Raw genomic sequence first — 14571 nt, 5'->3', positions numbered from 1 at the left:
CCAAAAGATCAGACGGCGGTTGAAACCGCGTCTACACAAAGGAAGTCCGCCTCTGCGGACTGAAGAAAAAAACGTAATTTTCACGGCTCTGTCTTCAACCCGCGGAGGTGTTCGGCGAGCGAAGTCGAGTCGCGGGTTTTGTCTGTATAGACGCGGTTTCAACCGCCCGGTCTTCTATATCTCATTATTTTTTATTACTCCTAGCCCGATCCTTCCGCAAAGCTTCCAGAATAGAACGGCCCACATAATCACTAAAAACCACCTCTCCAGTTTGATTGTAATGACAGCAGCTATCTACATAAACAGCCTCTTTAGTCCGATCAAATACATTTACAGCATTCAATATATTAATATTATTTTTTTGTAAATTCGGAAACTTTTTTAAAAGAGCCGGATATCCAATTTGTACAGATTTAGCATAAGGAGTCTCCTTGTTAAAAGCAATCTGCTTTTCAGCTTTACCAAACACCCTTTTCGTCTGATAATATTGATTAGGCTGAAGAACATGAAAATAAGGCACATTACTAGCTGACAGCACTTTGTGCATAAAGATTGAACTTTTTGCCCAATTCCAGGCCATTTTGTCAAAAGCTACTGAATCCGGTAAAACCGACTTATTAGTATTTATATAAATAACGTTGCTACTGTCATCTTTTTGTTGTTTAGTCCGTTCTTTTTCAAACTTAATGACATCTCTTTTATAGTTATTTACTAGATTTTGAACGTAAACAGAAGTCAAAGCATCGCACGCAGCTAAAGAGCAGTTTTGCAAACTTGACAAACCCTGATTAATCCTAGTTTTATTTTCTTGAATTCTGAGAGTTGCTTCCATAGCCTTAGTAGAAAGGCTATTATTCGCGAAGTTAGCGAGCGGCAAAATATGCTGAATGCTTGGCATCGCTAAATCGACTTGATTTTTATTGTTTAAATTAGAAAGTGCTACTTCATTAAAACCATCTATATTGACAACCATATCTAATTCTTGACCTAAAGCCAAAAAGTAGTTTAAAATTAATAATTGCTGCGGCTGTTTGTAGCCTCCCGTCGCAAAAGACAAAATTACAAATTCTTTATCTTTTAAACCGGGCAACTGTTTGAGGTATTTAGGTAAAATTTGATTCTGAACTTGAAATATTGCATAATCGGAAGCCACAGAACCGCCAAAAACTCCGATAAAAAACTGATTATTTTTAGTTTTTTTGAGAGGGTAATCGTAAGGAGAAATAAACCCATAATTATTGACTTTAAAACCAGGTCTAAAATCGGGGCTGGGTTTTTGAATAAACCCAAAAAAAGGATGAAATCTTTCAACAACAGACTTGTTCAGCCGTACTCCTTCTAAATTAATTCCTAAATCCGACTTATTTTGCACCTTTTCTCTAGTATAGAAAAATTGCTTGTGCTTGACAAAATACCATCCCAAGGAGCCGAGTTCGAGGAAAACAAGTAAAAGCACTAAGTTAACTAGAGCGAGCTTGAAAACTTCTTGCCCTGTTTTGAAAAACTTTAAATCTTTCATAAATATCTATTTCGACTTTCTTACTACTTTAATAATCGAACTGGAAACATAGTTTGCCAATACTTCCTCTCCCACTGAATTATAGTGGCAGCACGCATCTTTGTAAACCGTCTCTTTTGTATTGTCCAAAATATTCACGGCGTTAAAAATATTGACCCCAGCTTTTTGCAAATCATCGACTTTGGACAACAATACGGGATAACCTTTTTTCACTCCTTCAATGTAAGGACTCTTCTGGTCGATCGCAATTTCGTTTTCCTTGGCGGTAAAGGCTCGCTTAGTGGGATAATACTGGTTGGGCTGGATCAAGTGAAAATACTTAATCTGTCTACTTGATAAAATTTGATTCATCCCAATCGACGATTCGTACCACATCGATGCTATTTTGTCAAAAGCAGCGGCATCCTGCAAAACAAAGTCAGCTTTGGGAATGTATACTATACCGCTATTTGCCGTGTCTGGGTTGGATTGTTTGACTTGCGCGTCGTACTTGACAACGGCTTGCTGGTAATTGTTGAGTAATTGTTTCACCTGTAGCGAGGTGACAGCGTGACACAAAGCAAGTTGACAAGTTTGCAATTTGTCAATACCTGCTTTCAATTGTTTTTTGTTTTCGTTAATTTGCACGATCGAACTCATCGCTTCCGGCGACAAGTTGTTGTTGGCTAAACTCGTCAGCGGCTGTATGTGCTGAACGCTGGGCATACCTATTTCTAGCTGGGCTTTGTTGTTTAAATTTGACAGTGCTACTTCGTTAAAACCGTCAATATTAATGACTAAATCTAACTCTTGACCCAAAGTCAGAAAGTAATTTAAAATTAGTAATTGTTGGGGCTGTTTGTAGCCGCCGTTACCGAAATTTAAAACAATAATTTCCTGGTTGGCAAATTCTGGATAAGTCTTCAATTTGTTAGACAATCTACGATGTACGTATTCATTTACTGCAAAGTTATTCGCAACTGAACCGCCAAAAATTCCGATAATAAATTGATTTTTATTAGTTTTAATAAACGGATATTCGTAGAGGGAATAAAAGCCTTCTTTGTTGACTTTTAATTTTAAGTTTTCATTAGGAAAAGCACCTTGTTTGAGCACGTATCCAAAAAACGGGTGCAGTCTTTCTACGATAGATTCATCTAGTCTAATTCCAATCCTTTCAATATCTTCTACTGCTTTTTCTTTGCCTTTCGTTCTGGTATAAAAAAACTGTTTTTGATTGATAAAATAAAAAGCTAGCGACAAGGCTTCCAGACAAATAAAGGCGATCGCCAAATTAACCGCAATTATAATTAATATATTTTTGCTTTTTTTGAATACCGTTGAATCTTTCATGAAATTTGACGGCTTAGGGTTGTTTTTTGGGTACTTGAGACTGCTTCAAATTTTCGCACAAATTTCGGTTAATCAGGATACTAGCCAGTCGGTGTCCGAGTTCATTCCAGTGACCCCCACAGGGTACAGAATTCTCAAAACCGTGGGCGCAGACTTGATATTTTTCAGTGTAACCTTGGATCTGTTCGGATAAATTTAGTACCCGAAAACCCTCGCGCGCGCCCAATTTTTCCAGCCGCCTATCGGGATAAAACAAATCCTGAATGTTGTTCTTTTTCATAAAATTTTTTCGCCGCTGGGCCTCCGGTCTAACTTGCATCGGATCGCCGATTGTCACAACCAAGAAATCAGCATTTTTCTGCACAACTTCATTCCGCATCGTCACAATCAAACCCTCTGTCACTCTCCAAGCTTCTTGCCAAGCTGCATCTTGAGGTTCCTTGAGGTTCAGGGTACTTAAAGTGGTAAAGTGTCCCGATAACTCCCGCTTTTTCCGCTCTAAGTCTACTTTTTTAATGACCTGCAAAATGCGCGAATTGTTGACGATCAAACTGGGCATTAGGTCTACGAAGGAAACTGCTCTTTCGTTGCGATCGATCGGCGCCAGATTGCGAAAAGACATATCCGGTACTAACTTGCCGCTAGCATCATAAGCAAAAAATGGTCGGTAGCGATCGTATTCTAGTTTCGGCGAATTATTAATCACATCATTGCCCACAAAAAAGGCAAGAATTACAATATCAGGACTGTAATCCCACACTTTTTTTCGCAGCATTATCAATTCTTGAGCAGTACCGTAGCCCTGCACCCCGAAATTCATGACCTCAACATTTTTGCGTCCCTTAACAGCTTCGCAGTTGCCTAACTTTCGTTCCAATTTCGACCAGAAAGTTTGTTCGACAGGTACGTGAATTGCTTCGGTGAAAGAATCGCCCAAAACTGCGATTCTGAGAGTGTTGGGAGGTTTGGCTTTTGTGTGTTCGCGATCGCGCAAACCCTCACTATTCACCTGCACAAAACTCTCACCTTCGCCGTTCCACTCCCCCGACACACCGGGTTTGAGCTGCCAGCCCAAATCGGGATCGGCAGTGTGGAAACCTGTGGGTGCAGAGTCTGCGACATCAGGAATTTTTGGGTAGCCATCAACTCTAGCAACTCGCAATCCAACTTCACTAATTACCACCCCCATCAATAAACTGCCGAGTATCAAACCTAAGTTGATACCCAAATTTTTCAACTTGCTCATTCTTTCAAAACAGGGTGTAAATAAACGGAGCAATCACAGAACCCTGACTCAATACAATCAAAGCTCCCAAAAATACTAAAGTTACAATTAAGGGTATCAGCCAATACTTTTGGCGTTCTTGCATAAACGCCCACAAATCTTTGATAAAGTCTAAAGTTGCTTCAAACACTTAGAAAGGACGCTCCATACTAACTTTTGTTCTTGTTTTGCTTGGGATGCGGTAGGTATCCATTTTGGGATTGAGTTTGCGCCGCATTGCATCTTCGCCAAACAGGCCTTTGATAACTCCCATCGGCCAAACTATCAGGTAAAAAACTATCCCAAGGACGATCGGCGTTTCGATCTTGTTGAGGGTAAGTCCAAACCACATCCATGCGTGATAAACGGGATTCAGCGATTTCGGCGCAACTAATGCTAGCACAACTAGGACTGCGCCGATTGCCCAAGGCCACCAAGGTATAGAACCGCGCCGCAGTAAAGGTACTGCTAAACCGAACAGCACTGCAATTAAGCCGCCAATTAGCAGCCCGAAATCGCGCAAGCCTTTTTTATCGAGTTTTTTTATTTCGTCGCTCATTGTGAAGGAAGTTCGGCAGCGGATTGTGTAACGGATGTAACGGATGTAACGGATGTAACGGATGAAAAAAGAAGGTAGGTAGTTTTTAGGGGGTTTTAGGCGGAATTTTTTCTCTTATAAAAAAACTCGAAAACCCGCTCTTTTTGCTAATCTAGTTCAAATTCATTTTTCCAAGCATCATCTTGTTTCCAAGGAATTTGTTCTGATTTAGGAATCAAGTAATTCTCTAAAACCAGATAGTCCATTTCGGTTCGCATGAAACAGCGGTAAGCATCTTCGGGAGTACAAACAATGGGTTCGCCTCGGACGTTGAAGGAAGTATTTACCAGAATCGAACAGCCCGATCGCTCTTCAAAATGACTGATTAAGTCATAGTACCGAGGATTGGTTTCTTTGTGAACTGTTTGGATGCGAGCCGAGTAATCGACGTGGGTGACAGACGGAATTTCTGATCGCGGAATGTTGAGCTTTTCAATGCCAAACAACTGCTCTTGTTCGGGAGTCATCGGAATACGGAGACTGGACTTGACAGGTGCTACCAATAGCATATAAGGGCTAGAATGGTCAATCTCGAAATAATCCGCAACTCGTTCGGCTAAAATTGACGGTGCAAAAGGTCGAAATGATTCCCGATATTTAATTTTCAGGTTCATCACAGACTGCATTTTAGCATTGCGTGGATCGCCAATAATCGATCGCCCGCCCAGAGCCCGCGGCCCAAATTCCATCCGCCCTTGGAACCATCCGACGACATTTCCCTGTGCCAAAATTTCCGCCAACTGCGGCATCAATTCGGCATCGTCCAATCGGTGATAGCTAGCTTTGACAGCATCCAAATATTCGAGAATTTCTGCGTCTGTAAACCTTGGCCCCAAATAGGAACCGCGCATTTTGTCGTGACAAGTTAAATGAGCCACCGACTTCGCCACTGTTGCGACAGCTTGGCTTGTAGTGAGGACTTCAGTCCTCTCCTCCCCGCTCGGAGTAAGGACTTCACTCCTCTCTTGTTTGAGATTATTTGCGACAGGTAACTCGTCGCCCACAGTGCGAGTTTGTTCGCAATACTGATACCAAATCGCCAAAGCCGCGCCCAAAGCACCGCCAGCATCTCCCGCTGCCGGTTGAATCCAAATATCTTTGAAAATATTTTCCCGCAAAAGTCTGCCGTTAGCAACGCAGTTGAGAGCAACGCCGCCCGCGAGACAAAGATAATCGACATCCAATTCTTTTTTAACTGTTCTGCAAAGCCGCAAAACAACTTCTTCAGTAACAACTTGAATGGAAGCTGCAATGTCCATTTCCCGCTGAGTCAGTTGTCCTTCACCTTGACGCGGCGGCCCTTCAAACAGTTCGTCAAACTTCTTATTTGTCATGGTTAAGCCAACTGTGTAGTTGAAATAATCCATGTTTAAACGGAAAGTTCCGTCATCTTTGAGATCCATCAAATGGGTGAGAATTTTGTCTACATACTTGGGTTCGCCGTAGGGCGCTAAACCCATGAGTTTGTATTCACCAGAGTTGACTTTGAAGCCTGTGTAGTAGGTGAAAGCTGAATAAAGCAAACCTAGGGAGTGGGGAAAATCGATTTCCCACTGAGGTGTTAGTTGGTTGCCGTCTCCCAGCCAAACGGAGGTTGTGGCCCACTCGCCTACGCCGTCGAGGCACAAAACGGCGGCTTTTTGGAATGGGCTGGGGAAAAATGCTGAGGCTGCGTGGGATTGGTGGTGCTCGGTAAATAGCAGAGGTGGCAGTTTATTGGTTTTGCAGTTGGCTATTTCTGCGAGATCTCTTTTGAGCATGGTTTTGAGGTAAAGCTTTTCTTTCAGCCATATGGGCATGGCGGCTAGGAAAGAGCGAAAACCTTGGGGTGCGTAGGCTAAGTAGGTTTCGAGAAGGCGCTCGAATTTGACTAATGGTTTGTCGTAAAAGACTATGCGATCGACTTCCCGTAATTCTATGTTCGCTTCTTTTAGGCAATAGGCGATCGCATTCTTGGGAAATCTGGCGTCGTGCTTTTTGCGGGAAAATCTTTCTTCCTGCGCTGCGGCGATAATTTCTCCATCGCAAATTAAGGCTGCGGCGCTGTCATGGTAGTACGCCGAGATTCCAAGTATGTTCATCGCTCTCCTTACAAATCGCTATGCGCTCGTATCTGAGTATTTAGAATAGCTAATGATTATAGCTTTAGTAATGCTGATTTGGAATTGACTTTTGCGATCGCCTCCAATTTTACTTAAATTTTACCGAAATAAATCTCGGTGCGCGGCCCCTCAACCGTCTGACACCAGCCAGCTAGCGCCTGCGAATCCTGCGCCCCCAAGCTCTCAAGTAAGTGGCCGCGGGGAATTGATAAAATTCGCCTACCAACCACAGCACTATGCCTAAATGGGACAAAAAGGCTAAACCAGTCCAAGCTGCGGGCAGCCACGACAACCGGCTGCCGGGAACCGGGGGAAAGTAGTAAGCTGAAAGTCCGAGCAAGGTGGTAGGAAGGAAGATTAGCCCGATCGCTGCGGCAAAATAAGGCCATCCGAATTCTACGCCTTCGAGGTGTGCTCCTATCCATTTTTTGCCATTCCAGTGCCAAGTTACCGGCGGCTGGCGATCGGCCATTTGGAGCGATTGCCTTTCTTCGCTGGCGGTAAAAATGTGCTGGCAGAAGTTGCAAGCTAGAGCTTCCATCATCGGCATCGTAGCAATTTCACCGGTGCGACAGACGGGACAGGGATATGTATCTTGAGAGTTGAAAGGTCTGGTTGATTTTTTGAAAGTTTGCATGGATCGGGCGGTTTGTCAAGATATTGAGCGATCTTAACAGAGTTGGGTGAGGGCGGGTTTTTGTAAGTCGCAGAATATTTGATAATTGGGTGGGGGCGGGTTGATCTATTCCTATGGTTCTAAGTAAAATAATATTGGTAGATACTGTCTTGAACTGTCAAGGGGTAGCAGCCAAATAATTGGGATCGAAAGGCTTTTGGGACTTTAAAATACCAAAAGCCAAATGCACCAACTTCCGCATCAAAGCACCAATCACCTGCATTTTGACGCCAGCCACGACCCAATAATCGGTCACTCATAGCCTTGAGTAACGGATTGTGACGCATCGCCACTACCGCAGGCAGATACAACGCTTTTCGGAGTCGGACATTGCCAGTGCAAGACAAACGAGTTTTGCCTTTAACCGAAGTCCCAGAACTCCGTTCACAAGGTGTTAAGCCTGCATAAGCTGCTAATTGACGGGCATTGTTGTAATCAGAAACATCACGGATTTCAGCTAATAATACTGAGGCCGTCTGTTCACCAATTCCTGGAATTGAGGTCAAAAGATCACGCTGTTGTTTTAAATGTGGGTGCTGGTCAAAATGGTCACTAATCAGTTTTTTGATCAGTTGCTGTTGTTCTTTTAGGTACTCCAAATGTGCCAGTGTAAGACCAGCAACAGTTGGCGTAGCTGTTTCCAGACGGTTCTGCTCGCTCGTAGTCATTTCGATCACAGATTCGAGCCGTCGCAACAGGGCTTGTAATTCTTTGACTTCGGGCGCAGTTGGTGTCCATAGAGATGGTTTCATCGCCGCACAAAAACGAGCAATTAATGCGGAATCTACGGAGTCTGTTTTAGTTCTCAGAAGTTCGCTTTTAGCAAAGCCTTTAATCCGGGCTGGATTCACGATACTTACCTGAAAGCCTCCCCCATAAAGGAATTCTGCCAAAGCTTCGCCGTAAATGCTAGTAGCTTCCATGCAAGCATGGAGTTCGACGACACTTTGTTGTTTGAGCCAGTTATATAAACTCTCAAACCCTTGAATGTTGTTCGTGAACTTTTTGGGTTTAGTTGCACGACTTTCTTTCAGTAATGAGACGTGAAAGTCTCTTTTACTGATGTCTATACCTAAGACTGTTGATGTCATTGTTTGCTTCCGATTTACTCCGATTTATGAAAGAACCGACAGGCAATTGAATACTAACGAGAGTCAATGCAGGCTTTCCCGATAATACCGAGAGCCTCAGATACTGTCCAGTGTTGTGTGCGCCTGTCATCAGTAATGGGAGCTTATCTACGCAACAGACTTGTTTAGTCTAAGGGGCGGGCCAACTTCACCGATTTCTGATGTCCTTAAACAGCACTTTCTACTGAAACTTGCACCTTAGTCAGAAACTTTTCTAGTTTCTTTAGATTTACCAAGAATAAGGTAAGAGCGCCTGAAAGTCGGTACGACCGCCTGATTGTTGGCTCGATCGCCCACTGGTCGGTACGATCGCCTAAAAGTCGGTATGATTGAATCAATGACGTGGCGATCGACCGTCCTCACTCTTTTAAGATACAAGGGGCGGGTTTAGCCCAAAAAACTGTAAAATCACGAACAATCTACAGGCTAAACCCGCCCCGGCCCAACGCAAAATCCACAGACTTGGTGCAATATATCAAGGAGAAGAGAGAGGGCGGGTTTTGAATGAAATTATTGGTTGGGATGTTATGGATTGTGACTAAACCCGCCCCTACGAGTGCCAAAATATATGTTAATCAGAAAAACGTCTGTAGCTGATTATGAAATACGATCCAGACAAACATCACCGTCGATCGATTCGTCTCAAAGGATACGATTATACACAAAACGGAGCATATTTTGTCACTATTTGTACGTGGAAGCGCCAAAATTTATTTGGCGATATTGTCAGTGGCAAAATGCAGTTAAGTCGTTATGGTGAAATCATTGAGTTATATTGGGATAATTTGATTAAACATCATCGCCATGTTGAATTAGATCAATTTGTTATTATGCCGAATCACGTTCATGGCATTATTTTATTAACGGATAACCAAGTGATTGCAAATAATGATTTGTCGGCTAGACTAAATCAATTCCGCCCCCAGCGTCACGGGATTCCAGAAATTATTCGTGGTTTCAAAACATTTTCAGCCCGCAGTATTAATAGACATCGCAAACTGACTGGTGTTTCTGTATGGCAGCGCGGTTATTATGAACATATTATTCGCAGTCAAGAATCATTGCAGAGAATTCGTGAATACATTATAAACAATCCTATGAATTGGGAAGACCGGGATGAATTGCATCCTAATAATATCTGTAAATGGGATGGAAAAATTAGAGATTTGGGATGGCAATTGGATTTAAAGTAGGGGCGGGTTTAGCCACAATCTCTAACATCCCAACCAATAATTTTATTCAAAACCCGCCCTCTCCTCCTCCTCCTTGATCTATTGCACCAAGTCTGTGGATTTTGCGTTGGGCCGGGGCGGGTTTTGCCTGTAGATTGTTTGTGATTTCACAAGTATTTTCGCTAAACCCGCCCCTACCGTTTAATGGTGGAAAAAAGGCGGGTTTTGCCTGTAGATTGTTTGTGATTTCACAATTTGAGGGCTAAACCCGCCCCTTGTATCTTAAAAGAGTCAGGCGCTCAAACCGTAGACCGCAGGCTATAGAACCGCAGACACGGTTGTAATCGAATCGCAAACACGGTTGTAATTGAATCGTAACACGAGTAAAGATAAAGAAACCATTAAAGTTTCTTGCCTATAGGTACACATGACAGTAAAAAGTGTTGTGATCGGACATCAGAAATTGGTGAAGTTGGCCCGCCCCTTAGACACTCACAAGTCTGTTGCGTAGATAAGCTCCCATGACTGATGACAGGCGCATATAAAAAGCTGGACAGTATCTTAGGCGCTCGTTTTCACGGGACAGCCTGCATTTATAAGGTTAGTTAAATTGCCTGTCATGTTCTTTCATACAAACAGGGAGCTTGGAGCAAACAATGACATCGACATTTTTAGGCATAGATATCAGTAAAAAAGACTTTCATGTTTTTTTACTGAAAGAAGAACGTGGCTCAAAACCAAAAAAGTTCACGAATAATACCGAAGGGTTTGAGAGCTTAAATCAGTGGCTCAAAAAACAAGGTGTTGAAGAACTTCATGCTTGCAGGTCAGCCACGAGTATTTATGGAGATGCCCTAGCTGAATTTCTGTATGAAGCAGGCTACCAGGTGAGTGTGGTTAATCCGGCTCGGATTAAAGGGTTTGCTAAAAGCGAACTTTTGCGTACTAAAACCGACTCTGTAGATGCAGCATTAATTGCTCGTTTTTGTGCAGCGATTAAACCGTCATTCTGGAAGCCAACCCCGTTTGAAGTCAAGGAATTACAAGCTTTACTGCGACGACTAGAATCTTTGACCCAAATGTATCAACAGGAAGAGAATCGTTTAGAAACAGCTACAGTTTCCGTAGCTAAACTTACCAGAGCTCATTTGGAATACATCAAAGAACAACAAGCAGAAATCAAAAAAATGATTAGCGATCATTTTGACCAACATCCACATTTAAAACAGCAGCGCGAGCTATTGACTTCGATTCCAGGAATTGGAGAACAAACTGCCGCTGTATTGTTAGCTGAAGTTGGTCGTATTGAAGATTACAAAAATGCTCGTCAACTCGCAGAGAGATGCAGGTTTGACTCCGTGTGAGCGTAGTTCAGGAACTTCTGTGCATGGCAAAACTCGGAGAGTCTTGTACGGGAAATGTCCGATTGCGAAAGGCATTGTATATGCCTGCGGTGGTGGCGATGCGTTGTAATCCTTTGCTCAAAGCCATGACTGAGCGATTATTGGGTCGTGGAAAGGTCAAAATGCAGGTGATTGGTGCTTTGATGAGGAAGTTGGTGCATTTGGCTTTTGGTATTTTAAAGTCCCAAAAGCCTTTCGATCCAACTTATTTGCTCGCTACCCCTTGACAGATCAAGACAGTATCTACCGTTTAATGGTGGAAAAAAGGCGGGTTTTGCCTGTAGATTGTTTGTGATTTCACAATTTGAGGGCTAAACCCGCCCCTACCGTTTAATGGTGGAAAAAAGGCGGGTTTTGCCTGTAGATTGTTTGTGATTTCACAATTTGAGGGCTAAACCCGCCCCTACCGTTTAATGGTGGAAAAAAGGCGGGTTTTGCCTGTAGATTGTTTGTGATTTCACAATTTGAGGGCTAAACCCGCCCCTACCGTTTAATGATTTATAATGGTGGATGATTTGGATTAATTGCGGTGATTGTTGCTGTACCGAATTCTGGCTCCTGCCCAGTGAAGTTTTTCCCTCAAAGTGTTGTAATAAGAATAGTTTTCCCGCAAAATGATAAACTTGGCTTCGCAGTCTGCCCTCCGCACGTCTACGCGCTGTCCTGGCCAAATTGCAGTACCTAAAATGCCGTCTGTCCAGAGTTTGGTACTGAGTTCGTAATCTGCTAAAGGCCAAATGCTGACAACTGAACCGGGCGGCAGGACGATCGCCCGACTGGATAAACTCAAAGGGCAAATCGGAGTAACTGCGATCGCGTCCATTCCCGAGTGCATAATCGGCCCATTGGCAGATGCAGTGTAACAAGTCGAACCGGTGGGAGTTGCCACAATTAAACCATCGCCTTGATATTGATCGACTACTTCGCCGTCAACTTCCATTTCTAGAATACAGCTCGGCATTCGATCGGCAGAAGCAGGTTTGACACACATTTCATTTAGTGCCAAAAATCGATCGCTTTGGGGTTCCAGATTGGTTCTGTTTCCCTCAAAAACCGTCGCCTGCAACATCATCCGCTTCTGCACAGCATACCTATCTTCCGAAAGTCTGTCCCAAATCTCCTCAGTATTTTGGAAATCCTCAAAAGACTCGGTTAAAAAACCCAGATGTCCCCCCACATTCGCCGCCAAAATCGGGATGCCGTCAGCAGCTAAATTCCGGGCCGCAGCCAGGGCCGTACCGTCGCCCCCCAGAACCACTGCTAAATCAATTGGACTGTTACTAGAAGCTAAAAACACCGGATACGGATTATCTTTCGCGCCACTGGGGCCCATCAAAACTTGACACCCGCGACTTTCTAACTGGCGGGCACACTGTTCTGCCCACCGTTGGCTGAGGGTATCTCTGGCTTTGTGGGCGATAATTACTTGTTTTAGTTGCACAATGAATCAATCAATTTTAGATTTTAGATTTTGGATTTTAGATTATTAGATTATTAGATTTTAGACTAGACTAGATTGCAAAACTCGCAAAGTATCTTGAAATTATCTGCGTTTATCTGCGTTTATCTGCGGTTTCCCTATCCATCAAAGATTTATGCAATAAGTCTAATTGATATCTTGCAGCATTTTTCACAATTTCGAGGCAGAGCCTCCGGATCTGCGTTATCAGGTTCTGCCTGGTAACGAGGAAACGAGAAATGAGAAAAAGAATTCTCTCCCTCTCTCCCACTCCCTCCATTACCCCTCGCTGCGGCTGGATTTGGGCCGCGGCCAGATAATGCTCGAATCGGCCGCGAGTAGGCGAGAAACTGCGATCGCCCCAAAGCGGTTGAGGTGGCTGGGGTCAACAAAATAGTCGTTACGGCCCGGCCACCGCTGCGACAAGTCGCGGAAAGCGAAGCCTTTTTGCCGCGAGAGTTGCTGCATTCGCTGCCGGAACTGCTGTTCTGCCCACAGGCGAGTTCCGTCTAAGTAGTCGTTGGTGAGAGGCAAATTAACGAAAATTAGGGGAATTTTGCGAGCTTTGGTAAATGCTACAACTGAATTAAAGGCTGTTGCTTGTTTGCCTCCGAGGTTGAAGTTTTCGTAGTCGCGATCGTACTGGCCTGAAACGTAAGCGCGTTCTCGATAATAAGTGTTGGGATTGTACTTGCCCGACATAGCCATGAATCCGTTGGAGTCGATCGAATCTGCCAATTGGTTGACTTGTCTGAGGGCTACTGTTGTTGGTGGCGCTGCATTATTAGCAACAGGCAAGATGCCTGTTCCACTAGACATAAATTTGACTGTGGGGTGGGCATCTTGCCCGCCCCTAAAAGCAACAGGCAAGATGCCTGTTCCACTAGACATAAATTTGACTGTGGGGTGGGCATCTTGCCCGCCCCTGAAAAGTCGATCGACAGAGGTAAATGCTTTACCGAAAGTGTTTTTAGCGCAGGGCTGCGGGAATCTGTAACACAGCGGAATCACGTTGGGCTCGTCGGACTCCAGTTGGGGGCGAATGCCTGCTGCTAAAAGTTGACTGCCTTCGGAATCGACGATCGAATTAAAAGTGCGATCGTCCCGGCCGCTGTTAAATCCCCGCACACCGTCTGCCCAGACAATCATTTGAGGCAAATGACCGGGCTTCAAAAGCCGCCGTAGTTGAAAGTCAACTACTTGTGCAGTTGCGCCGTTGACTGAAAAGTTAAATACTTTTAAGCCCGGACGGCCGCTGGCGGCCAAAGATTGTTTTAGCTGTTTGGGATCTACGCCCTGCAATGCCCGGGAACTGCCGACTATCAAAACATCTGGCGGCCCGACAGTCGCAACGTAGGATAGGTAAAGTTCTAGTTGTTCGTTGAGTAAATCGCTGCTGAAACTGACTGTACTGGCTTGCGATCGGGTTGCGCTCGCTTGCTGTTGGGAATAAACCAGGTTTCTCATGTACTCGATTACTTTTTTCTCAGCAAACGCCCGTCTGGGACTGCCGGGGGGAACCGCTTGCATCCAGGCGACGGCCTGCACCCACAGGGCTGCTACTTCGTCCCAGTCTTGTTTTGAATTGGCTGATTGAGCCAAATTAGAAGCTTCGGTGGCAAAGTTAACTGACTCCGCAAATGGGTCGTTTCGGGTGCAGGAGGCAACGCTGACGGATTTTTGGGCTTGGTTGGCGTTTTTAGCTAACACAGAGGTTGGTGGCTCCGCTAGGGCTGCGGGTTCGATGGTGTTAGATGCCCCAGGGCTGTTGGGCTGGTTGGGTTGCGAACATCCGGCTGTTAGGGCGATCGCGGTTGCGGCGCCGCAGGTAAGTTTTAAGATGTTAATGGTCAGGCTAGCAATATAGCGGCGAATCATACAGCTTTCACCGTTGGCGAAACATTAGTAGATATTAC

General features: G+C 44.3%; 14 protein-coding genes. 3 read left to right on the top strand and 11 right to left on the bottom strand.

The genetic code is table 11. From position 1 onward, the window contains the following. Positions 1–184 precede the first annotated feature (184 nt). The 9 genes from QUA44_RS17440 to QUA44_RS17400 all read right to left on the bottom strand — a co-directional run bounded on the left by QUA44_RS17440 (position 185) and on the right by QUA44_RS17400 (position 8959). Positions 185–1519, bottom strand: coding sequence for a hypothetical protein (locus QUA44_RS17440; RefSeq protein WP_333394934.1), 1335 nt, complete (start codon positions 1517–1519; stop codon positions 185–187). 6 nt (positions 1520–1525) lie between these two features. Then, the gene (locus QUA44_RS17435) at positions 1526–2851 is read right to left on the bottom strand and encodes a hypothetical protein (RefSeq protein ID WP_333252528.1); all 1326 of its coding nucleotides are present in this window, start codon (positions 2849–2851) and stop codon (positions 1526–1528) included. Positions 2852–2864: 13 nt separating this feature from the next. Further along, a complete protein-coding gene (locus QUA44_RS17430) occupies positions 2865–4097 on the bottom strand; it encodes an SGNH/GDSL hydrolase family protein (protein WP_333252529.1) in 1233 nt (410 codons plus the stop codon). Positions 4098–4101: 4 nt separating this feature from the next. Continuing rightward, positions 4102–4266 (bottom strand): DUF5989 family protein, encoded by a 165-nt coding sequence (locus QUA44_RS17425; protein ID WP_333252530.1) that lies wholly within the window; start codon positions 4264–4266, stop codon positions 4102–4104. Further along, complete coding sequence (locus QUA44_RS17420; protein ID WP_333252531.1) at positions 4267–4674, bottom strand: SxtJ family membrane protein; 408 nt, start codon at positions 4672–4674, stop codon at positions 4267–4269. It lies immediately after the preceding gene. 146 nt (positions 4675–4820) lie between these two features. Continuing rightward, a complete protein-coding gene (locus tag QUA44_RS17415) occupies positions 4821–6794 on the bottom strand; it encodes a carbamoyltransferase (RefSeq protein ID WP_333252532.1) in 1974 nt (657 codons plus the stop codon). Between the two features lie 172 nt (positions 6795–6966). Continuing rightward, the gene (locus QUA44_RS17410; protein WP_333252533.1) at positions 6967–7452 is read right to left on the bottom strand and encodes a hypothetical protein; all 486 of its coding nucleotides are present in this window, start codon (positions 7450–7452) and stop codon (positions 6967–6969) included. Between the two features lie 119 nt (positions 7453–7571). Further along, complete coding sequence (locus QUA44_RS17405; protein WP_333252534.1) at positions 7572–8582, bottom strand: transposase; 1011 nt, start codon at positions 8580–8582, stop codon at positions 7572–7574. A gap of 206 nt (positions 8583–8788) precedes the next feature. Continuing rightward, positions 8789–8959: a hypothetical protein gene (locus QUA44_RS17400; RefSeq protein ID WP_333252536.1), complete on the bottom strand. Its 171-nt coding sequence runs from the start codon at positions 8957–8959 to the stop codon at positions 8789–8791. 261 nt (positions 8960–9220) lie between these two features. On the opposite strand from QUA44_RS17400, the gene QUA44_RS17395 reads away from it, so the two are divergent. The 3 genes from QUA44_RS17395 to QUA44_RS17385 all read left to right on the top strand — a co-directional run bounded on the left by QUA44_RS17395 (position 9221) and on the right by QUA44_RS17385 (position 11423). Beyond that, complete coding sequence (locus QUA44_RS17395) at positions 9221–9814, top strand: transposase (protein WP_333252537.1); 594 nt, start codon at positions 9221–9223, stop codon at positions 9812–9814. 635 nt (positions 9815–10449) lie between these two features. Continuing rightward, the gene (locus QUA44_RS17390) at positions 10450–11157 is read left to right on the top strand and encodes a transposase (protein WP_333252538.1); all 708 of its coding nucleotides are present in this window, start codon (positions 10450–10452) and stop codon (positions 11155–11157) included. Continuing rightward, positions 11154–11423 (top strand): transposase, encoded by a 270-nt coding sequence (locus tag QUA44_RS17385; protein ID WP_333276641.1) that lies wholly within the window; start codon positions 11154–11156, stop codon positions 11421–11423. The genes QUA44_RS17390 and QUA44_RS17385 overlap by 4 nt, the downstream gene beginning before the upstream one ends. A gap of 293 nt (positions 11424–11716) precedes the next feature. On the opposite strand, the gene QUA44_RS17380 is transcribed toward QUA44_RS17385, so the two are convergent. Both QUA44_RS17380 and QUA44_RS17375 read right to left on the bottom strand, forming a co-directional pair. After that, positions 11717–12637, bottom strand: coding sequence for an NAD(+) kinase (locus QUA44_RS17380; RefSeq protein WP_333252541.1), 921 nt, complete (start codon positions 12635–12637; stop codon positions 11717–11719). Between the two features lie 297 nt (positions 12638–12934). Continuing rightward, positions 12935–14533 carry a hypothetical protein gene (locus QUA44_RS17375; RefSeq protein WP_333252542.1) on the bottom strand — a complete coding sequence of 533 codons (1599 nt, stop codon included), beginning with the start codon at positions 14531–14533 and terminating at the stop codon, positions 12935–12937. Between the last annotated feature and the right edge of the window lie 38 nt (positions 14534–14571).

The sequence above is a fragment of the Microcoleus sp. N9_A2 genome, assembly GCF_036701775.1.
Taxonomy (GTDB): domain Bacteria; phylum Cyanobacteriota; class Cyanobacteriia; order Cyanobacteriales; family Microcoleaceae; genus Microcoleus.
This window is presented reverse-complemented; position numbering and strand designations above follow the sequence as displayed.